Annotated in this window: 17 protein-coding genes; 5 read left to right on the plus strand and 12 right to left on the minus strand. The window is 36.7% G+C overall.

Annotated elements, in window-relative coordinates:
• Nucleotides 1–13 precede the first annotated feature (13 nt).
• The 5 genes from BN1226_RS05070 to BN1226_RS05090 form a co-directional block, all read right to left on the minus strand.
• Nucleotides 14–568, minus strand: a complete 555-nt coding sequence (locus tag BN1226_RS05070) for an NlpC/P60 family protein (RefSeq protein WP_040596436.1) — start codon at nucleotides 566–568, stop codon at nucleotides 14–16.
• A gap of 248 nt (nucleotides 569–816) precedes the next feature.
• Nucleotides 817–2244, minus strand: a complete 1428-nt coding sequence (gene lpdA, locus BN1226_RS05075; RefSeq protein ID WP_005760963.1) for a dihydrolipoyl dehydrogenase — start codon at nucleotides 2242–2244, stop codon at nucleotides 817–819.
• Nucleotides 2245–2336: 92 nt separating this feature from the next.
• Nucleotides 2337–4223, minus strand: a complete 1887-nt coding sequence (aceF, locus tag BN1226_RS05080) for a pyruvate dehydrogenase complex dihydrolipoyllysine-residue acetyltransferase (RefSeq protein WP_044470281.1) — start codon at nucleotides 4221–4223, stop codon at nucleotides 2337–2339.
• Nucleotides 4224–4329: 106 nt separating this feature from the next.
• A complete protein-coding gene (gene aceE / locus BN1226_RS05085; protein WP_044470282.1) occupies nucleotides 4330–6981 on the minus strand; it encodes a pyruvate dehydrogenase (acetyl-transferring), homodimeric type in 2652 nt (883 codons plus the stop codon).
• 424 nt (nucleotides 6982–7405) lie between these two features.
• Nucleotides 7406–8455, minus strand: coding sequence for a porin (locus BN1226_RS05090; protein ID WP_044470283.1), 1050 nt, complete (start codon nucleotides 8453–8455; stop codon nucleotides 7406–7408).
• 393 nt (nucleotides 8456–8848) lie between these two features.
• On the opposite strand from BN1226_RS05090, the gene tehB reads away from it, so the two are divergent.
• Nucleotides 8849–9712: an SAM-dependent methyltransferase TehB gene (gene tehB, locus BN1226_RS05095; RefSeq protein WP_044470284.1), complete on the plus strand. Its 864-nt coding sequence runs from the start codon at nucleotides 8849–8851 to the stop codon at nucleotides 9710–9712.
• Nucleotides 9713–9762: 50 nt separating this feature from the next.
• Here tehB and modB read toward each other — a convergent pair whose 3' ends face one another.
• Both modB and modA read right to left on the minus strand, forming a co-directional pair.
• Nucleotides 9763–10485 carry a molybdate ABC transporter permease subunit gene (gene modB / locus BN1226_RS05100; RefSeq protein ID WP_005761075.1) on the minus strand — a complete coding sequence of 241 codons (723 nt, stop codon included), beginning with the start codon at nucleotides 10483–10485 and terminating at the stop codon, nucleotides 9763–9765.
• 90 nt (nucleotides 10486–10575) lie between these two features.
• The gene (gene modA, locus BN1226_RS05105) at nucleotides 10576–11340 is read right to left on the minus strand and encodes a molybdate ABC transporter substrate-binding protein (RefSeq protein WP_044470285.1); all 765 of its coding nucleotides are present in this window, start codon (nucleotides 11338–11340) and stop codon (nucleotides 10576–10578) included.
• Between the two features lie 138 nt (nucleotides 11341–11478).
• On the opposite strand from modA, the gene BN1226_RS05110 reads away from it, so the two are divergent.
• The 4 genes from BN1226_RS05110 to BN1226_RS05125 all read left to right on the plus strand — a co-directional run bounded on the left by BN1226_RS05110 (nucleotide 11479) and on the right by BN1226_RS05125 (nucleotide 14444).
• The gene (locus tag BN1226_RS05110; protein WP_044470286.1) at nucleotides 11479–12252 is read left to right on the plus strand and encodes a TOBE domain-containing protein; all 774 of its coding nucleotides are present in this window, start codon (nucleotides 11479–11481) and stop codon (nucleotides 12250–12252) included.
• Nucleotides 12253–12262: 10 nt separating this feature from the next.
• Entirely contained in the window at nucleotides 12263–12685 is a 423-nt protein-coding gene (locus tag BN1226_RS05115; protein ID WP_044470287.1) for a hotdog fold thioesterase, read from the plus strand.
• Nucleotides 12682–13653 (plus strand): ferrochelatase, encoded by a 972-nt coding sequence (gene hemH, locus BN1226_RS05120; RefSeq protein ID WP_044470288.1) that lies wholly within the window; start codon nucleotides 12682–12684, stop codon nucleotides 13651–13653. Before BN1226_RS05115 ends, hemH begins: the two co-directional genes overlap by 4 nt.
• 128 nt (nucleotides 13654–13781) lie before the next feature.
• Nucleotides 13782–14444, plus strand: coding sequence for an NAD(P)H-dependent oxidoreductase (locus BN1226_RS05125; RefSeq protein ID WP_044470289.1), 663 nt, complete (start codon nucleotides 13782–13784; stop codon nucleotides 14442–14444).
• Nucleotides 14445–14523: 79 nt separating this feature from the next.
• Here the strand turns inward: BN1226_RS05125 and BN1226_RS05130 are convergent, their stop codons facing one another.
• The 5 genes from BN1226_RS05130 to sucA form a co-directional block, all read right to left on the minus strand.
• Complete coding sequence (locus BN1226_RS05130) at nucleotides 14524–15090, minus strand: DUF5358 domain-containing protein (protein WP_044470290.1); 567 nt, start codon at nucleotides 15088–15090, stop codon at nucleotides 14524–14526.
• Between the two features lie 129 nt (nucleotides 15091–15219).
• On the minus strand, nucleotides 15220–16089 hold the full coding sequence (gene sucD, locus BN1226_RS05135) for a succinate--CoA ligase subunit alpha (RefSeq protein ID WP_044470291.1): 870 nt from the start codon (nucleotides 16087–16089) through the stop codon (nucleotides 15220–15222).
• Between the two features lies 1 nt (nucleotide 16090).
• A complete protein-coding gene (gene sucC, locus BN1226_RS05140; RefSeq protein ID WP_044470292.1) occupies nucleotides 16091–17257 on the minus strand; it encodes an ADP-forming succinate--CoA ligase subunit beta in 1167 nt (388 codons plus the stop codon).
• Nucleotides 17258–17382: 125 nt separating this feature from the next.
• Nucleotides 17383–18603, minus strand: a complete 1221-nt coding sequence (gene odhB, locus BN1226_RS05145) for a 2-oxoglutarate dehydrogenase complex dihydrolipoyllysine-residue succinyltransferase (RefSeq protein WP_044470293.1) — start codon at nucleotides 18601–18603, stop codon at nucleotides 17383–17385.
• A 26-nt stretch (nucleotides 18604–18629) separates the two neighbouring features.
• Entirely contained in the window at nucleotides 18630–21431 is a 2802-nt protein-coding gene (gene sucA / locus BN1226_RS05150; RefSeq protein WP_044470294.1) for a 2-oxoglutarate dehydrogenase E1 component, read from the minus strand.
• Nucleotides 21432–21664 lie beyond the last annotated feature (233 nt).

Raw genomic sequence — 21664 nt, forward strand, 5'->3', positions numbered from 1 at the left:
TCAAATTTTAAAATTATAAAACTCGGCGTGATTGAGTATAAGTTCTTGACCAATATGCTTCATCCAATGAACTAATAGTTACACCTTCAGTAGTACTTGAGTGCATGAAACGGTTTCCACCTAAATAAACACCCACATGACGGTTACCACGGAAGAATACTAAATCACCTTGTTGAAGTTCATTTTTTTGAATTCTTCTACCTACTGATTGTTGTTCAGAAGTCGAGCGAGGTAAACTAATACCAAATGCACTTGCAAATGCTTCTTGCATAAATGCTGAACAATCAATACCACGACTCGTAGTGCCACCAAAACGATAACGCGTTCCAGCCCATTCATTATACACTTTCATAAGTTGCTTATTATTAATTTGTGCATGTTGAGCTGAATTGAAATTTGAACGAGCTCCATATTGGGGTTTATTGGTTTTTAATGAACCAATTAAAGCAGTCAATTGAGTATCATCTCTTTCATCTGCCGAAGGATAAATCATCGAACTCTGCCTAGGAGCACTTGAACAAGCGGCTAAAAATAATGCTCCCGCAATTACTAATAATTTTTTAATCATCATATGAAAATCTAAACATCAAAATATAAACGAGCTAAATCCTACATGATTTCTGTGTAAATTACCATCACTAATTCACTTTTTATGCAGTTTTTATTTATTTTATGTGAATAAAATCACATTTTTATTTGATTTATGCAATAAAAAAGCCTTTTTAAGCAATGAGCATACTAAAAAGTTGGATTAAAATACTAACTAATTAAGCTGCAAACATTAATCAAAAAGGCTTTTATTTATTTTATCTCAATTTATTTTTTCTTCGCTTTTGGATTAGGTAAATCTGTTACCGAACCTTCAAAAACTTCTGCGGCTAAGCCCACAGACTCATGCAAAGTTGGATGCGCATGGATAGTTAATGCGATATCTTCTGCATCACAACCCATTTCAATAGCAAGACCAATTTCACCTAATAATTCACCCGCATTAGTACCTACAATAGCACCACCTAAAATACGGCGAGTTTCTTTATCAAAGATCAATTTAGTCATACCATCTGCACAATCTGATGCGATCGCACGACCTGAAGCTGCCCAAGGGAATGTTGCAACTTCAAAGTTCAAGTTTTCAGCTTTACATTCTTTTTCTGTTTTACCCACCCAAGCGACTTCAGGCTCTGTATAGGCAATAGAAGGAATAACTTTAGGATCGAAATAATGTTTTTTCCCTGCAATCACTTCTGCCGCTACGTGACCTTCATGCACACCTTTATGAGCTAACATTGGTTGACCGACAATATCACCAATCGCATAAATGTGCGGTACATTCGTGCGCATTTGTTTATCTACATTGATAAAACCACGCTCTGTCACTTCTACACCCGCTTTTTCTGCACCAATAAGCTTACCATTTGGTGTACGACCAATCGCTACTAATACCACATCATAAACTTGCGTGGTTACTTTGCCATCTTTGGCTTCCATAGAAACATGAATACCATCATCTTTTGCTTCTACTGCAGTCACCTTGGTTTCTAGCAATAAGTTGAATTTTTTCTCAATGCGTTTAGTAAAGATTTTAACAATATCTTTATCTGCTGCTGGAATGACTTGGTCGAACATTTCAACCACATCAATTTGCGAACCTAATGCACTATATACTGTCCCCATTTCTAAACCGATAATACCACCGCCCATTAATAATAAGCGTTTTGGTACTTCGCGTAATGCTAAAGCATCAGTAGAATCCCAAATGCGTGGATCTTCATGAGGAATAAATGGTAATTGCACAGGGCGAGAACCCGCAGCGATAATCGCATTATCAAATTTAATCGTTGTTGGGTTACCTTCACGATCTTTGGCAACAAGAGTATGACTATCTGCAAATTCCGCTTGACCTTCAACCACTGTCACTTTCCGCATTTTCGCCATACCTGCTAGACCACCAGTTAAACGGCTTACTACAGCTTCTTTGCCTTCACGTACTTTATCTAAATCAATAGTTGGTTCACCAAATACGACACCATGATGTTCAACATGTTTTGCATCTTCAATCACTTTAGCAACATGCAATAATGCTTTAGAAGGAATACAACCTACGTTCAAACATACACCACCTAAAGTTGAATAACGCTCAACCAATACAGTTTCTAAACCTAAGTCAGCACAACGGAATGCAGCTGAATAGCCAGCAGGACCGGCACCTAATACCACAACTTGTGTTTTAATTTCTTTACTCATATTTTTACCTATGCTTTGGTAAAAGGTGGGCGAAAGCACCACCTTATTAAATATCGTTTCGATTGAAATTTAAAAAAATCTCACCGCACTTATCACATAACTAAACGGCGTAAATCAGATAATACACCGTTAATAAAGGTAATGAAACGTGCACCATCAGCACCATCAATCACACGATGGTCAAATGATAATGATAATGGAAGCATTAAACGTGGTGTAAATTCTTTACCATTCCATACAGGTGCCATTTCTGATTTAGAAACCCCTAAAATAGCCACTTCAGGTGCATTCACAATTGGTGCAAAGTGAGTTGTTCCTAATCCACCAATACTTGAAATTGTGAAACAACCGCCCTGCATATCAGAAGCTGTTAACTTGCCATCACGAGCTTTCTTAGAAACTTCAGCTAATTCACGAGAAAGTTCAATAATGCCTTTTTTATTAACATCTTTAAATACTGGCACAACTAAACCATTTGGCGTATCTACTGCCACACCAACATTAATATATTTTTTCAAGATTAAGCGTTGTGCATCTTCAGTAATTGAACTGTTGAAACGAGGATAGGCTTCTAATGCTTTCGCTACTGCTTTCATGATAAATACTACAGGCGTAATCTTCACGCCAAGTTTTTGTTTTTCAGCTAAAGCATTTTGTTCTTTACGGAATACTTCTAAGTCTGTGATATCCGCGCGATCGAAATGAGTTACATGAGGGATCATCACCCAGTTACGATGTAAGTTAGCGCCAGAAATTTTATTGATACGACTTAATTCAACTTCTTCTACTTCACCAAATTTGCTGAAATCCACTTTTGGCCATGGTAATAAGCCTAAACCTGCACCATTTGCAGCGCCAGTTGAAGTTGTTGCACCACTTTCTAAAGCTTTAAGTGCATTTTTAACATATTCTTGAACATCTTCTTTTAAGATACGACCTTTACGACCCGTACCTTTCACTTTATCTAAGTTCACACCAAATTCACGAGCTAACCGACGAACAACAGGGGTTGCATGAGCATAACTGGTTGTTGAAGCAATGCTATCTTGATTAACTGGTGCTACAGATTGTGCTGCAGGTGCCGCGACTTGTGGTGCTGGCGTTGTTGCTGGCGCTGGAGCACTTGCTACTGGTGCGGATACTGGAGTGCTACCCGCTACTTCAAAGCGCATAATCAATGAACCTGTAGAAACTTTATCACCTGATTTCACTAAAATTTCTTTTACTACGCCGCCGAATGGTGCAGGTACTTCCATTGAAGCTTTGTCGCCTTCAACTGTAATCAATGATTGTTCTTCTGAAATAGTATCACCTACTTTGACCATGATTTCAGTCACATTTACTTCATCACCGCCAATGTCAGGAACATTAACATCTTTCACTGCACTTGTTGCTGCGACAGCTGATTGAGCTAGAGCTGAAGCAGGTGCAGTAACCGCAGGAGCAGAACCTGCGATTTCAAATTTCATGATCAATGAACCTGTTGAAACTTTATCTCCCGCTTTAATCAGAATTTCTTTTACAATACCAGCTTGTGGAGCAGGCACTTCCATTGAAGCTTTGTCACCTTCCACATTAATGATAGATTGTTCTTCAGCAACTGAATCACCGACTTTAACCATAATTTCAGTAACATTAACCTCATCGCTACCAATATCTGGTACATGAATTTCAACAAGTGCACTTGATGCAGTTGCGGCTGGTGTGGCAGATGGTGCTGCTGGAGCCTCTGCAACAGCCTCTGAACCTGCGGCTTCTAATACAAACATCGGTGTGCCAGTTGAAACTTTATCACCGACTTTCACTAATAATTCTTTTACTACGCCAGCTTCTGGTGAAGGCACTTCCATTGAGGCTTTATCACCTTCCACATTAATAATACTTTGATCAACTTCTACAGTATCACCAACTTTCACCATAACTTCGGTTACTGTAACTTCATCACTACCAATATCTGGAATTTGAATTTGTTTCGACATGTTATATTCCTTTTAAGATAGGCTTCCACCCATCAAATAAACTACTTAAAAGTGCGGTCAAATTTTAGAAAATTTTCTGAAAAAACACCGCACTTTTCAGGGTTAATTATGCATATAATGGGTTAATACGATCGGCATCTAAAGCATATTTAGCAATCGCATCTGCAACCACTTGTTTAGTCACTTTACCTTGATTTGCTAATTCAGAAAGTGCTGCAACTACAACGTGGTGAGCATCCACTTCAAAGAAACTACGTAAGTTTTCACGGCTATCTGAACGACCAAAACCGTCAGTACCTAATACGTGATAGCTTTGTGTTGGGATAAATGCACGAATTTGATCTGCATAAAGTTTCATATAATCTGTTGCCGCTACTGCTGGTTTATCATTCATTACTTGAGATACATAAGGTACACGAGGCGTTTCAGTTGGATGTAACATATTCCAACGAATTGCATCTGCACCTTCACGAGCAACTTCATTAAATGAAGGCACACTATACACATCAGAAGCAATACCATATTCATTAGCAAGAATTTGTGCGGCTTCACGTACGTGACGGAAAATTGCACCTGAACCTAATAATTGGATAGCGGTTTCACCATCACCCACAGTTTCAAATTTGTAGATACCTTTACGAATACCTTCTTCAGCACCTACAGGCATTGCTGGTTGATCGTAAGTTTCGTTTAATGTGGTGATGTAATAAAATACATTTTCTTGTTTTTCACCATACATGCGGTTAATACCATCTTGCATGATTACAGCAACTTCATAAGCATAAGCTGGATCATAAGTCACACAGTTAGGAATAACACCTGCTTGAATATGGCTATGTCCATCTTCATGCTGTAAACCTTCACCATTTAATGTTGTACGTCCAGAAGTACCACCAATCATGAAACCACGAGCTAACTGATCTCCCGCAGCCCACATCATATCGCCTACACGTTGGAAACCAAACATTGAGTAATAAACAAAGAATGGAATCATTGGTAAATTATTTACAGAATATGAAGTTGCAGCGGCTAACCATGATGCAGTCGCACCTAACTCATTGATACCTTCTTGTAATACTTGGCCATCTTTAGCTTCACGATAGTATGCAACTAAATCTTTATCTGATGGGACATATTGTTGACCGTGTGGATTGTAAATGCCCACTTGACGGAATAAACCTTCCATACCAAATGTACGAGCTTCATCTGCAATAATTGGCACAATATTTTTACCAATATCTTTATTTTTCAATAAAGTATTTAATACACGAACAAATGCCATTGTCGTTGAAATTGCACGAGGTTGTGCCTCTAATAATTGAGAGAAATCTTCTAATGCAGGTACTTTAAATTCGGTAGTGAATTTCGCTAAACGCTGAGGAAGATAGCCATTTAATGCTTTACGACGTTCATGTAAATATTTGTGTTCTTCAGAACCTTCCTCGAATTTAATGTATTCGTAATGTTCAACTTGTTCATCTGTTAATGGAAGTTTGAAGTGATCACGGAAACCTTTAAGGCTGTCTTGTGACATTTTTTTGGATTGGTGTGCAGTATTTTTACTTTCTGCTTCTGGAATTTTATAGCCTTTTACAGATTGAATTAATAATACCACTGGTTTGCCTGCTTTTTGTGCTTTACTAAAGGCAGCAAACATTTTTTGTGTATCATGACCACCACGTTTTAATGCCCAGATTTCATCATCTGTCATATCGGCAACTAACGCCGCGGTTTCAGGGTAACGGCCAAAGAAGTGTTCACGAACATAAGCACCATCTTTAGATTTAAATGTTAAGTAGTCACCATCAACCACTTCCATCATTAACTGAATTAATTTACCTGAAGTATCTTTTTCAAATAATTTATCCCAAGTTGTACCCCAAAGGACTTTAATCACTTCCCAACCAGCACCATTAAACAAGCCTTCTAATTCTTGAACAATTTTACCATTACCATTTACTGGACCATCTAAGCGTTGTAAATTGCAAGAAATCACAAAGATTAAGTTATCTAAGCCTTCACGAGCTGCGAATGTTAATGCACCTTTAGATTCGATTTCATCCATCTCACCATCGCCTAAGAATGCATAGACTTTCTGATCTTTAGTATCTTTTAAACCACGGTTATCTAAATATTTTAAGAAACGTGCATTATAAATGGCATTAACAGGACCTAACCCCATAGATACTGTTGAGAATTGCCAGAATTCAGGCATTAATTTAGGATGGGGATATGAAGAAAGCCCATTAGCAAAGGCTTCTTGGCGGAAGTTATTCATTTGTTCTTCGGTAATACGCCCTTCAATAAATGCTCGAGCATAGATACCTGGTGCAGCATGACCTTGGAAAAATACTAAGTCACCACCATCTTTTTCTGTAGCTGCTTTAAAGAAGTGGTTAAAACACATGTCATACATAGTAGCAGCAGACTGGAACGTCGATAAATGTCCACCTAACTCTAAGTCTTTTTTCTGACCACGTAGAACGGTCATAATCGCATTCCAACGAATAGCTGAAGTAATACGATTCTCAATTTCAAGATTACCAGGATAGGTTGGTTGTTCAGACACAGGAATAGTATTAATGTATTCTGTTGTGGTTCCTGTTGGTAAAGATACTGCTTTATTACGAGCATGTTGCATTAACTCTTGAATAATAAATTGAGCTCTTTCTACACCTTCTTCACGAATAATAGAATCGATTGCTAACAGCCAATCATTAGTTTCGATTGGATCTACGTCATTAATCATCTGTGACATAGTCTTTTCCTTTTAAGTTAGTGGATAGTAATGCTTATATCTGCCTTTAACATCTAAAAGCCAATATAACCCGAGATAACTGCTTTCGATAAACGGTTTTAAATTAATATAGTAACACAATAACCATTGTGACATATCGAAAACAAGTAAATTAAAAAAACACAAAATAGCTCGAAGCAAACTTTACATTTTTTTAACAAATGATGTAAATTTTATTAAATTTTTTGATTAAAAGATAGTAAAAATTATTATTTCAGTAGAGAAAATAGGCTCTTGTCCTAATAAATTAAGGTTTAAATCAATCTTTATAAAAATAAAGAGAAATTTATTTGCCATGAAATTGTTTGAAAAACAATCAATATAGTTTAAAAGAATAAAAAAACCCGACCAAAGGCCGGGCTTTTTATAAAAACTCTAACTAAAATTAGAAGAATACACGTAAACCAACACCGAAGATGTTATCTTTAGTACGTTCATCTTTAGTTTTATCAGTTACATGTTCATATTGAACATAAGTTACTACGTTTTTGTGGAATTTATAATCAACACCAGCTAAATAACGATTGCTAATATCTTTATCACCAGTATTGTTATCTTTAACACTTAAACGTTCCCATTGTAAGTAGATTTTTGATGGTTCAATCACTTGGTAATGAGCACCTACACTGATATAACGGCCATCAGCATCATCATATTCATAACCTTCGTCTGTTGTTTGACCATAAGCAGCTGATAAGCTGAATGGACCATGAGCTAATTCTGTAGAAACAACCCATGCATCTTTTTCTGCACCAGTTGCACTACCAGTCGCTTTATCTTTGGCATCATAGCTATAACCTGCAGCAAAGTTTAATGCTGTCACGTCACTGATGTCATAAGTATATGTTAAGCCAGCCGCATAACCATGTTTGTAATCAGCTGAAGCATTATCTTTATCTTCGTTACCAAATAGGTAATCAACACCGAAGCTAAAACCATTCCAATCTGCTGATTTAAATTTAATTGATTTATCAGCACGAGTTGTTAATGGGTTGAATTCACCTGAACGATAGTAATATTGGTCTGTTAATACCATACCGTCAGCATTTGTTTGTTGACGACCAAAGCTTAATGCACCAATATCTTTATGTGCTAAACCTGCATATAATTCACGAGTAGTTGGACTACCGAAGCTGCTATCTGAGCTTGCTTCTTTATTGGTTTTTGTATCCTTTTTATCTTCGAAACGGATTTGGTAACCTGCGAAACCTGATAAGCCATTTCCTAAATCTTGGCTAGCTTTAATTACGATACGTGAACCGTCATTTTTTAAGTCGCCACGATTATCATCACCAACACGACCTAAAAACGCACGGAATGAACCGCTTAATTCAACTTTAGCACCGTCTTGTTCATAAACGGTGAATGCGCTTGCTGGTGCTGTTGCTGCGATAGTTGTTGCAGCTACTGCTAATGCTACTAATGTCTTTTTCATAATTTAATTCCTTTTGAGAATTTGTTTAATTATTTAGATTGAACTTTCTCATCATAGAAAGGTCAAAACTCGCTTTGAAGCACACGTATCTTGCCAAAGAAAAAAATATGAGTCAATAGAATTTAAATTTTTATATCCTCATTTAGTGATTCAGATCACACTTTTAAAATAAAAATTTTGATTTCACCTCTGATGATAGATAAAAAATCATTCTATATCAAAAAGATATAATTTATTAAAAGTAGACTTTAGCTAGAGCTAGCTCACTCGCATGATACCCAAACAAACTTTTCTAAACTATTTTTCAATTTATTTTAGTATTGCTATACCCAATCAAATACCTTACTATATTAATCAACTATTTCTACTTATCTTAATAAAGGATATGCCGTTATGCCACAAGAACTTATTTGTTACAAAAAAATGCCCATTTGGACAAAAGATTCTCTTCCTAAAATGTTTCAAGAAAAACACAATACTAAAGTTGGTACTTGGGGAAAGCTTACTGTATTAAAGGGTCAATTAAAATTTTATGTGCTTAAAGAAGATGGCTCAGTAGTCAGTGAACATATTTTCACAGCAGACAATCAAACACCTTTTGTTGAACCTCAAGTATGGCATCGTGTAGAAGCATTATCTGATGACTTAGAATGCTATTTAGAATTTTACTGTACTAAAGAAGATTATTTCAGCAAAAAATATAACATGACTGCGACACATGGTGATGTGGTAGATGCAGCTAAGATCATCGCACCTTGTAAAGTATTAGATTTAGGCTGCGGACAAGGTCGTAACTCACTTTATTTAGCGCTAAAAGGCTATGATGTGACCTCTTGGGATCGTAATACTGATAGTATTGGTTTTCTGGTTGATACCGCGGAAAAAGAAAATTTGTCAATTCAAACCGCAGTTTATGATATTAACAGTGCTAATATTCAAGAAAATTATGATTTTATCCTATCTACTGTAGTATTTATGTTCTTAGATCGTAAAGCAGTGCCAAATATTCTTGCCAATATGCAACAACATACCAATGTTGGTGGTTATAATCTTATTGTGGCAGCTATGTCAACACCTGAAGTGCCTTGCCCGATTCCGTTCTCATTTACTTTCGCTGAAAATGAATTGAAAGACTATTATGCAGGTTGGGAATTTATTGAATATAATGAAGATATGGGTGAATTACATAAAACTGATGAACATGGTAATCGCTATAAAATGAAATTTGTCACTATGCTGGCTAAAAAAATAGCCTAATCAGCACTAAAATTCAAAGGACGCCTAATGCGTCCTTTTTTGTTACGATATTACTTTGCGGTTTGCCCCAATTTTTGCTGTGTTCGTTTTGCTAGCCATTCTGATAACAATAAAGAAATTAACGAAATAATGATAGCAATAATACATAATCGTGCAGCTGAATCTTCCGCTCCTGGTGTTTCTATATAGGAATACATTGCCAGCGGAATAGTTTGAGTGACATTTGGAATATTAGACACAAAAGTAATAGTTGAGCCAAACTCACCTAATGAACGAGCAAAACCAAGAATTACGCCCGCTAAAATGCCTGGTAAAGACAAGGGTAAAGTAATTGTGAAAAATACCCGAACAGAAGAAGCGCCTAAAGTTCGTGCTGCCTGTTCAAGTTTAAAATCGACACTTTCTAATGCCAAACGAATTGAGCGCATGACTAATGGAAAAGCCACCACAGCCGAAGCTAAAGCAGCGCCATACCAACTAAATCCAAAAGTGAAACCAAACCATTCCAATAAATGCTTACCAATAATTCCGTTACGCCCCATACTTGCTAGAAGTAAATAACCAATCACTACGGGGGGTAAAACTAAAGGTAAATGAACGATACCATTAAGAATGGATTTTCCCCAAAATTCTTTACGTGCCAATAACCAAGCAATGAAAATAGCAAATGGCAAACTACTAATTATTGCCACCACAGCGACTTTAATACTTAATGAAATAGCATTAAGCTCAGACTGAGAAAATTGGAAATAATTAATAATTGATTCGAACATAGATGAAAATCACTTAAAAGTGCGGTCATTTTAATAAAAATTTTTAAATACAAAGTGGGCAATTAAAGCCCACTTATCTTAGTTTAATGATTATTTTGTTGAAAAACCAAATTTTTTGAATACGGCTTTCGCGGTATCTGATTTTAAATAATCTAAAAATGCGCGTGTATCTTGATTATCGTGTTCTTTGATTAATGCCATTGGATATTCAACAGGTGGATGAGATTCCGCTGGGAATGTTGCTACAACTTTCACTTTTTCACTAATCGCTGCATCAGTTGCATAAACCACACCTAATGGTGATTCACCTTGCTCAACTAAACGCAATGCATCACGTACATTTTTAGCACGGGCTAATTTATTTTCTAATGCCTCCCATTGTTTTAAATAAGTGAATGCTGTTTTTGCGTAAATCCCTGCGGGCACATGTTCAGGATCTCCCACAGATAAATAGGTGTTGTTTAAAGCCGTTTGCCATTTATCATTAGTTAAATCGACTTTATCAGTTTTGCTATCTTTAGGTGCAATCATCACTAATTTATTGCCCACGAGGTCAACTCGAGTTTCTGGCACAATAGCATTCTTCTCTGCTAAAAAGTCCATCCATTTTTGGTCTGCAGAAATAAACATATCTGCGGGTGCACCTTCGGTAATTTGACGAGCTAAAACTGAAGATGAAGCAAAAGAAAATACCACATCTTCAGTTGGTTTTACTTTTTTATACTCAGTGGCTACTTCTTGTAAAGCATTAGTCATTGAAGCTGCCGCAAAAACAGTCACTTTTGCTTGAGCAGAAAATGAAATCGCAGCACAGCTAAGTGCAAGTCCCACAACAATATTTTTTAATTTTAGCATTGGAAAATCTCCCCTTAAGTTAACGCTATTTAATTTATTATATAATGAATAAAAAAATAAAAGCTACATAAATATTTAACTTTCTATTAAAATGGTTAAACGACCTCTATTTATTTAGGCACACTAGAGAATACTCATATGCTAAATACTGAAATCTTATTGACCATCAAATTAAATCAAACCTTATTTGTGGATCCTAAACGTGTTCGCTTACTTAAAGAAATTCAAAAATGTAATTCCATTAACCAAGCCGCTAAAAATGCCAAAGTAAGCTATAAAAGTGCATGGGATCACTTAGAAGCCATGAATCAAATTAGCCCTAAACCATTACTTGAACGTAATGTCGGAGGGAAAAATGGCGGAGGTACAGTTTTAACTACTTACGCTGAACGCTTACTGCAACTTTATGATTTGCTCGAACAGACCCAAGATAAGGCGTTTGCTATTCTCAAAGATGAATCTATTCCACTTGATAATTTGTTAACCGCAACAGCACGTTTTTCATTACAAAGTAGTGCACGCAATCAATTGTTTGGTAAAGTCAGCAAATTAACTATTGATGGTGTGCGTTGTTGGGTAGAAATCCAAATTAATGGTTTAGGTCAGCCATTAGTCGCTTCTATTACTGAAAAAAGTGCGGTTCGTTTAAAATTATTTTTGGGCAAAGAAGTGATGGTGATGATTAAAGCACCTTGGGTAAAAACACAACGTGAAGAACCTGAAGATAAATTAAATCACTTCAAATCTACCGTTTCATCTATTATAGATAAGGGCGATGTGGAAGAAATTGAATTATCTCTAAGCAATGAAATGGATTTCTGTGCAACTTGTTTAAAATCTGAAAATGTAAAATTAAATGAAACACGCTGGTTATATATAGATCCAGAACAAATCGTGTTAGCCACATTATAAAAGGATAACTATGGGTATTTGGACAACAGATTATTCCCTTAAGCAACTTAACCAAATTGGAGAAAATAATTCACTCTCTCATTTAGGGATCACAATCTCTGCATTCGGAGATAATTGGATTGAAGCAACAATGCCTGTAGATCAACGAACAAAACAACCTTTTGGATTGCTCAATGGCGGGCTTTCCGTCGCTTTAGCCGAAAGCCTAGGTTCATTAGCTGGCAATCTCTGCCTTGAGCCTCATCAAGTTGCTGTGGGGAGTGAAATTAATGCAAGCCATTTAAGACCTACTTATTCTGGGTTAGTGACAGCACGAGCAACTCCGATTAAATTAGGAAAAACGTTACAAGTATGGCAGATCGATATCAGTAATGATGAAAATAAACTTTGTTGTACAACTCGTTTAACCCTATCAATTATAAATAAATCATAATGAAATCAGCAAAAATTGGAATTTTACTCGCTAATTTAGGAACACCAGATAGCCCTTCGCCAAAAGCGATAAGTCGTTATTTAAAGGAATTCTTAAGCGATATTCGGGTGGTAGATTTACCCCGTTGGAAATGGTTGCCTTTACTAAATAGCATTATTCTGCCACTACGTTCAAAACGTATTGCAAAAAATTATCGTGCGATTTGGACTAAGCAAGGTTCACCATTACTGGATATTTCATTAAAACAAAAAGCATTAATTACTGAATATATTCAACAGCGTTACGATAATGTGCTTGTAGAACTCGGCATGACCTACGGTAATCCATCAATGCAAAGTGCGGTAGATAATTTACTCAATCAACGAGTTGATAAAATTATCGTGCTACCACTTTATCCCCAATATAGTAGCACAACCACCGCCCCCGTATTAGATGTTTTTGCTCATGCATTAAAAGCACATCGTTATCTTGTGCCATTTGAATTTATTCATTCTTATCACCTTGACCCTGCTTATATTAATGCTTTAGCCAAAAGCATTAAACCAAAATTACAAGCAGATGAAACCCTACTCTTTTCATTCCATGGAATTCCTGAACGCTATGAAAGACAAGGCGATTTCTATCGCCAACATTGTGAAGAAACGGTTCAAGCGGTAATTAAACAATTGGGACTAAATGAGCAGCAATATAAGCAAACTTTCCAATCTCGTTTTGGCTCAGAACCTTGGTTACAGCCTTATACTGATGAGTTTCTAGAAAATGCAGCTTCACAAGGCATCAAAAAAATTGCGATTATCTGCCCTGGTTTTGCTTCAGACTGTTTAGAAACCTTAGAAGAGATCGAACAAGAAAATAAAGAAACCTTCTTATCTCATGGTGGTGAAAGTTATCAATATATTCCAGCATTAAATGATTCACCTGAACATATTGAATGTTTAGCAAACCTCATTTTGAATCGGATAAAATAATTTTAGGGTACAATATGTACCCTTTTTATCAATAAAATTTACGAAAAAATCACCGCAGTTTGCTATAATTATAAGCAATATTCATTTTCTTGCCCTATGCAAGAACAAGTTAATAAAAAGAGAACATTATGGCTAATATTACAAAACAACAAGTTTTAGATGCATTTACATTCCGTTGTGCATGTCGTTATTACGATCCAAATAAAAAGATTTCTAAACAGGATATGGAATATATTTTAGAATTAGGTCGTTTGTCTCCAAGTTCGGTGGGCTCTGAACCTTGGAAATTTGTGGTTTTACAAAATCGTGAAATTCAAGAAAAACTCCATCCAGTGACTTGGGGAATTAAGCACCCAATGAATGAACTCAGCCATTTAGTAATTATTCTTGCGAAAAAAAATGCACGTTATGATTCAGCATTTTTACGGGATTCCTTACTAAAACGGGGATTAACTGAAGAACAATTACAAACTACTGTAGCCCGTTATAAAAATTTCCAACAACATGATATTAAAATCTTAGAAAGCGAACGTACCTTATTCGATTGGTGTAGCAAACAAACCTATATTGCCTTGGCAAATATGATGACAGGTGCAGCGATGATTGGCATTGATTCCTGCCCAATTGAAGGCTTTGATTATGATGAAGTTAATCGTATTTTAGCGGAAGAGGGCGTATTTGATCCCAAAGAATATGGCGTATCTTGTATGGTAACTTTTGGTTATCGTAGCAAAGAGCTTAAGAAGAAATATCGCAAACCTGCGGAAGATGTCATTCAATGGGTTGAATAAACTTATCTCGCTTTATAAACTAAAAAAGTGCGGTAGAAATTTTAAAAATTTTTACCGCACTTTTCTTTATACTTTTTCATTAAAGCAATAAGGCAGAACCCCATTTAATGATATCAAAGAAGAATTTATTATCATCGGTTCCCACTTTGGCTCCCGATTTACCCTCTGTCGTGGTTTTCGGCTCTTCCACCATAGCTGAAATGTGCTGACCTTTCACCACAGCAAGATCATTACGAGCTTTAGTTCTTAACACCTCACATTGTGCTGATGTTAATTTATCTATTGTCGGTAAATCTTTACTATCTCTAAATTTCTTAAATTGATAAGTCGCATAATCCATTGATTTACTATCATCTTGGATAATTTTCACATTATCCTTACCGATAATCTCTTCAAGCGGATAGAAGAACACATATTGAGAATAAATATAAGCATCTTCTTTGGCAAAATGTTCCTGCTGAATACGAGTAAGGTTTGGATAAATACAGCTTTCAGCCTGATTACCTAAAACTACCCATTTTTTTGCATCAACATCTTCTAGTTGATAATCTGCCCCAGCAAATTGAGCCGGAATAGGTGCTTGTTGAATAGAACTACAGCTCACAATGGCCATGACAAAACTCATTAACAGTACTTTTTTTAACATATCTTCCCTTTTCTACTTGTTACAGCTAGTACTAAAAATTTTGCTATCATAACAGTAATTAAGCAATTCACCAAAATAAAGTGCGGGCAAAATTTGAAAAATTTCACCCGCACATATGATCACTCTCAGTTATTTCAGCAATTTACTCAGTGTTAAACCAATATCCGCAAGACTTTTCACACAGATTACTCCCGCTGAAGATAATGCCGCAATTTTCTCATCAGCAGTACCTTTTCCTCCGCTAATAATGGCACCTGCATGTCCCATGCGTTTACCTTTTGGCGCAGTAATCCCAGCAATATAGCTAACAACAGGTTTAGTGATATGCGCTTTAATAAATTCAGCTGCCTCTTCTTCTGCCGAACCACCAATTTCTCCAATCATCACTATTGCTTCAGTTTCTGGATCCTCTTGATATAATTTTAAAATATCAATAAAACTTGAACCTGGAATCGGATCACCACCAATACCGACACAAGCCGATTGCCCTAAACCTTGATCTGTGGTTTGTTTTACTGCTTCGTAGGTTAACGTGCCAGAACGAGAAACAATTCCTACTCGACCTTTTCGATGAATATTGCCAGGCATAATACCGATTTTACACTGTTCAGGGACAATAATACCAGGGCAATTTGGACCAATCATAACAACCTTGCTTTGATTGAGTTTTTGTTTAACTTGTAACATATCTAAAGTAGGTATGCCTTCTGTAATACAAACAATTAATTCTATACCTGCATCAATGGCTTCTAAAATAGCATCTTTACAGAAAGGCGCTGGCACATAAATAACTGTAGCTGTTGCTCCTGTATTTTCAACCGCCTCACGTACAGTATTAAACACTGGCAAACCTAAATGTGTTGTACCGCCTTTACCTGGTGAAACACCACCCACTAATTTTGTTCCATAGGCAAGTGCTTGTTCACTATGAAAAGTACCTTGTCCCCCTGTAAACCCTTGGCAAATGACTTTCGTATCTTTATTAATTAAAATCGCCATATTATTTATCCTCTGCTGCCTTAACTGCCTGTATAGCAGCATCTGTTAAACTGCTTGCAGCAATAATATTTAAGCTACTTTTCGCCAATATTTCACGCCCTAATACTGAATTATTTCCTTCTAAACGAACGACAACAGGAACATTCACGCCCACTTCATTTACTGCGGAAATTATACCTTCTGCAATTAAGTCACAACGAACTATCCCGCCAAAAATATTCACTAGAATGGCTTTAACGGATTGATCAGAAAGAATAATTTTAAATGCTTCGGAAACTCGTTCTTTAGTTGCTCCACCGCCAACATCAAGGAAATTCGCTGGTTGCCCGCCATGCAATTTAACAATATCCATGGTTCCCATTGCAAGACCTGCGCCATTCACCATACAACCAATATTTCCTGTTAAAGCAACATAGTTTAAATTCCATGCTTCTGCTGCGGCTTCACGAGGATCTTCTTGGCTCATATCACGCATAGCATTTAATTCTGGCTGACGATATAAGGCACTACTGTCTACGACAATTTTAGCATCTAAACAATGAAGTTGATCATTATCGAGAATGACTAGTGGATTAATTTCCAGTAAAGCGAGATCTTTTTCCACAAATAGTTTGCCTAACTGACAAAAAATCTGAGAGAACTGTTGAATTTGTTTTCCTTGCAAACCTAATTTGAATGCAAGTTCACGACCTTGATATGGCATAGCTCCCACTAATGGATCAATAGCAACTTTGTGTAGCAAATGTGGAGTTTTATCAGCGACTTCTTCAATATTCATGCCACCTTCCGTAGACACCATAAAGATCACTCGTTGCGAACTGCGATCAAGCACTGCACCTAAGTAAAGTTCTTTTTTTACATTGGCGCAGGCTTCCATATAAATACAATTTACAGGCTGTCCATGGCTATCGGTCTGAAATGTGACTAAGCGTTGGCCTAAAAATTTTTCACAAAAAGACCGCACTTCATCTACAGATTTGACCACTTTAACCCCACCAGCTTTTCCTCGTCCACCTGCATGAACTTGACATTTAGCCACCCACTGTTCGCCACCCAATCGCTGAGTTGCACGCACTGCATCATCTACGGTATCACAAGCATAGCCTTCACTAACAGGGAGTCCATATTGTGCAAAAATCTGTTTTGCTTGATATTCATGTAAATTCATTTAACATCCTTTTGCTTTTTATTCTATACGCCAGTTTTTTACGCTTAAATTAAGTTTTTATAAACTGTTGTAGATAGCGAAAAGCAACCATCATTTACATGTGATTGCTTTATTAAATACTAATATTAAATTTCTAATAATAAACGCGTTGGATCTTCAAGTAACTCTTTTACCGCCACTAAAAATCCTACTGACTCTTTACCATCAATTAATCGATGATCATAAGAAAGCGCAAGATACATCATCGGTCTAATCACGACTTGCCCATCAATTGCCACAGGACGATCTTTAATTGCATGCATTCCCAAAATTGCACTTTGTGGAGGATTGATAATTGGAGTGGACATTAAGGAACCAAATACACCACCATTAGTAATGGTGAAATTTCCACCAGTAAGATCTTCCACTGTTAATTTACCATCACGACCTTTTTCTGCCAGTAATTTAATTTCCTTCTCAATCTCAGCCATGCTAAGTTTATCGCAATTACGAATAACTGGAGTTACCAAACCTCTAGGTGTTGAAACAGCAATACTAATATCAAAATAATTATGATAAATAATATCGTCTCCATCAATTGACGCATTGATTTGTGCGTAACGTTTTAAGGCTTCTACAACCGCCTTAACATAAAAAGACATAAATCCTAAACGAACACCATGTTGTTTTTCAAATTTCTCGCCATATTTCTTACGTAAGCTCATAATCGGTTGCATATCAACTTCATTAAAAGTTGTGAGCATCGCCGTAGTATTTTTTACTTCTAAAAGACGTTCAGCAATACGTTTACGTAAACGCGTCATTGGCACGCGTTTTTCTGTTCTCCCTACCATATCACTTGTGCTTGGCGCAGAAATTTCTGTTTTTCGTACCGCAGTTTGCGTAGTTTGATGACCCTTAGCAAGTACAGCCTCAACATCTTCACGTGTAATTCGTCCATTAGGGCCTGTGCCTTTAATATCCGTTGCTTTTAAATCATGTTCAGCTAATAAGCGACGAATAGAGGGCCCGATGGTATCTGTTGAAGCGACTACATCATCAAGGCTTACTTCTTTAGATTCAGTCACTTTAGGAGAAGTTGCTGACACGGTGACCTCTCCTACGGGTAAAGCACTTACTCGCCCTAATAGTTGCTTACTTACCACTGTTGCACCTTCCGCTTCAGAGATTGATTCGACAATACCATCCGCCAAAGCTGGCACTTCTAACACCACTTTATCAGTTTCTATTTCAACTAATACTTCATCACGTTGTACTTTATCCCCAACCGCTTTATGCCATTTCACAACCGTAGCATCAGCTACCGATTCTGGTAAATCTGGTGTGATAATCTCAAAATTACTCATTTTATATTCCTTATTCTTTATTTTTGTTAGATCGCTAATGCTTCTGCCACTAACGCTTTTTGTTGTTCATTATGTAATGTAATATAGCCAACCGCTGGAGATGCCGAAGCAGGACGTCCAACATAACGTAATTTACCTGTTGCAGGCAAATTAGCAATAAAGTTATGCTGACTACAATACCAAGCACCTTGATTTAATGGCTCTTCTTGACACCAAATATAATCAGTCACATGAGCATAATCCTTTAAGATTTCTTGCATCTCTTCATGTGGATAAGGATAAAGCTGTTCAATACGAATAATCGCTACATCTACTTGATTATTTTTACGTCGTTGTTCTAACAAATCGTAATAAACTTTACCTGCGCAGAACACGACTCGTTTGACTTGTTTTGGATCTAAATTATCTATTTCTGGAATGACATTTTGGAAAGTGCCGTTGACCAGTTCTTCCATTGAAGACACCGCTAATGGGTGACGTAACAATGATTTTGGTGTAATCACAATTAATGGACGACGTACTGTTCGTAACATTTGGCGACGCAGTAAGTGATAAATCTGCGCCGGTGTAGAAGGCACACAAACTTGCATATTTTGCTGTGCACATAATTGTAAATAACGCTCAACACGAGCAGATGAATGTTCTGGACCTTGCCCTTCATAACCATGCGGTAATAATAAAACAAGTCCGCACATTCTGCCCCATTTTTGTTCTCCAGAACTAATAAATTGATCTATGACCACTTGTGCACCATTTGCAAAATCACCAAATTGTGCTTCCCAAATCGTTAAGGTTTTTGGTGCTGATGTGGCATAACCATATTCAAAGGCTAATACCGCTTCTTCAGAAAGAACAGAATCCCATACTTCAAAATGCCCTTGAGCTTTATGTAAATTCATTAATGGAATATAGGCTTTACGCTCATTAATATTATGCAAAACAGCTAATCGGTGAAAGAATGTTCCTCGTCCAGAATCTTCCCCTGAAAGACGAATGCTATGCCCTTCATCGAGTAAAGTAGCATAAGCCATCGTTTCAGCCATTCCCCAGTCAAATAATTTTTCACCACTGGCCATTAATAAACGATCTGCATAGATTTTTTCAACCCGAGCATGCACGGGATGAGTTTCAGGATATTCACATACTTTATTGGCAAGATCTTTGAAACGTTTTGGATCAAAATGGTCCTCATATGCAGTCCATTCTTGTGTTAAAAAATGATTCCAATCTGAACGTTCTATATTTGATGGATGCCATTCAGGTACAACACATTCTCCTCGATCTAGAGCATCACGATAATTATTCATTAACTCTGTGGCTTTAGCTTGATCAATAATACCTTCAGTAACTAAGCGCTCAGCATAAACTTCTCGAGGCGTTGGGTGTTGTTTGATCAATTTATACATTACAGGTTGTGTCACCAAAGGCTCATCAGCTTCATTGTGTCCATGACGACGATAAGAAACCAAATCAATGAAAATATCCCGTTTAAATAAAGTGCGATATTCCACCGCCATACGTGCTGCATAAGCTACAGCCTCAGGATCATCACCATTCACATGAATCACTGGAGCTTCAATCATTTTAGCAATATCAGTACAATATTCTGTAGAACGTGTGTCTCTTGTATTTGAAGTGGTAAATCCAATTTGGTTATTAATTACAATACGAATCGTGCCACCTACAGTATAACCTCGTGTAGATGACATATTTAAAGTCTCTTGTACCACACCTTGTCCCACAACCGCAGAATCCCCATGTACGGTTATTGGTAATACTTTTGTAAATTTATCATCACCAATACGTTTTTGTCTTGCTCGTACGGAACCTGCTACTACAGGACTAACAATTTCAAGATGAGAAGGGTTGAAAGCTAAAGCTAAATGTACTAAACCATTTTCGGTCATAAATTCAGAGGAATAACCTTGGTGATATTTCACATCGCCAGTACCATTACCATGATGTTTTCCTGCAAATTCATCAAATAAATTAGCAGGTTTCTTACCTAGGACATTTACCAGCATATTTAAACGCCCACGGTGAGCCATTCCCATGACTATTTCTTTCACACCATTTTTTGCACCATGGCGAATAATTTCTTTCATTAAAGGAATAAAAGCATCACTCCCTTCTAAAGAAAAACGTTTAGCCCCTGGAAATCTTGCGCCTAAATAACGCTCTAAACCATCTGCTGCGGTAAGTTCTTCAAGAAATTTAATTTGTTCATGCTTAGAAAATAAAGGTTTATTTAACAAATTTTCAACTTTACGCTGTAACCAAGTGCGTGCTTCTAGATCATTGACATGCATGAATTCTAGACCAATAGTTGTACAATAAGTATTCTTTAATGCATAGGCCAATTCACGTAACGTTATTTTCTCTTTATTATAAACATACTGACCCAAATCAAATTCTTCATCTAAATCATTATCAGTAAAACCATAAAATTTATAATCTAAAGTAGGCGCATCCATACGCTGCCATAAATTTAATGGGTCAAGATTAGCATGTAAATGACCTCGATTACGATGGGCATTCACCCACTGTAATACTTTAACAAATCGTTTACTGACATCAGGATCAACAACACTCGTAATACCTAATTGGGAATTATCTCGAGCGAGTTCTTGAAAATAACTTCTGATTTGAGAATGGGATTGTTCAGCTGTGGAGGATTTGGGTAAAGCATCGAAAGTATTACGCCAACTTTCTTCGACACTGTTAGGATCATGAAGATAATCTTCATAAAGTTCTTCAATATAAGACTGGTTTGCGCCACCTAAAGCTGTTGTCGCCAACCATTGATAAAATGGACTATTCTGTTGCATAAAACACCTGTTAATTATTTTAACGCTTTTACTTTTTATAAATGCTAAAAAGACTTAACAATACAAATTTCAAATTCCACTTCATTAAGTATTTTTAGCGGAATAATTTATTATACATGGGATTAGCCAAGAAATATGTTTTCTTTTAGCATACTAAACATCATACTTAAAAAATAGAGACTTTTCCTATTCTTATTAATTTTTTTACAAAAATGCAACATGCATCACAAATT

This window comes from Mannheimia massilioguelmaensis, assembly GCF_000940515.1.
In the GTDB taxonomy this organism is placed as follows: domain Bacteria; phylum Pseudomonadota; class Gammaproteobacteria; order Enterobacterales; family Pasteurellaceae; genus Basfia; species Basfia bettyae.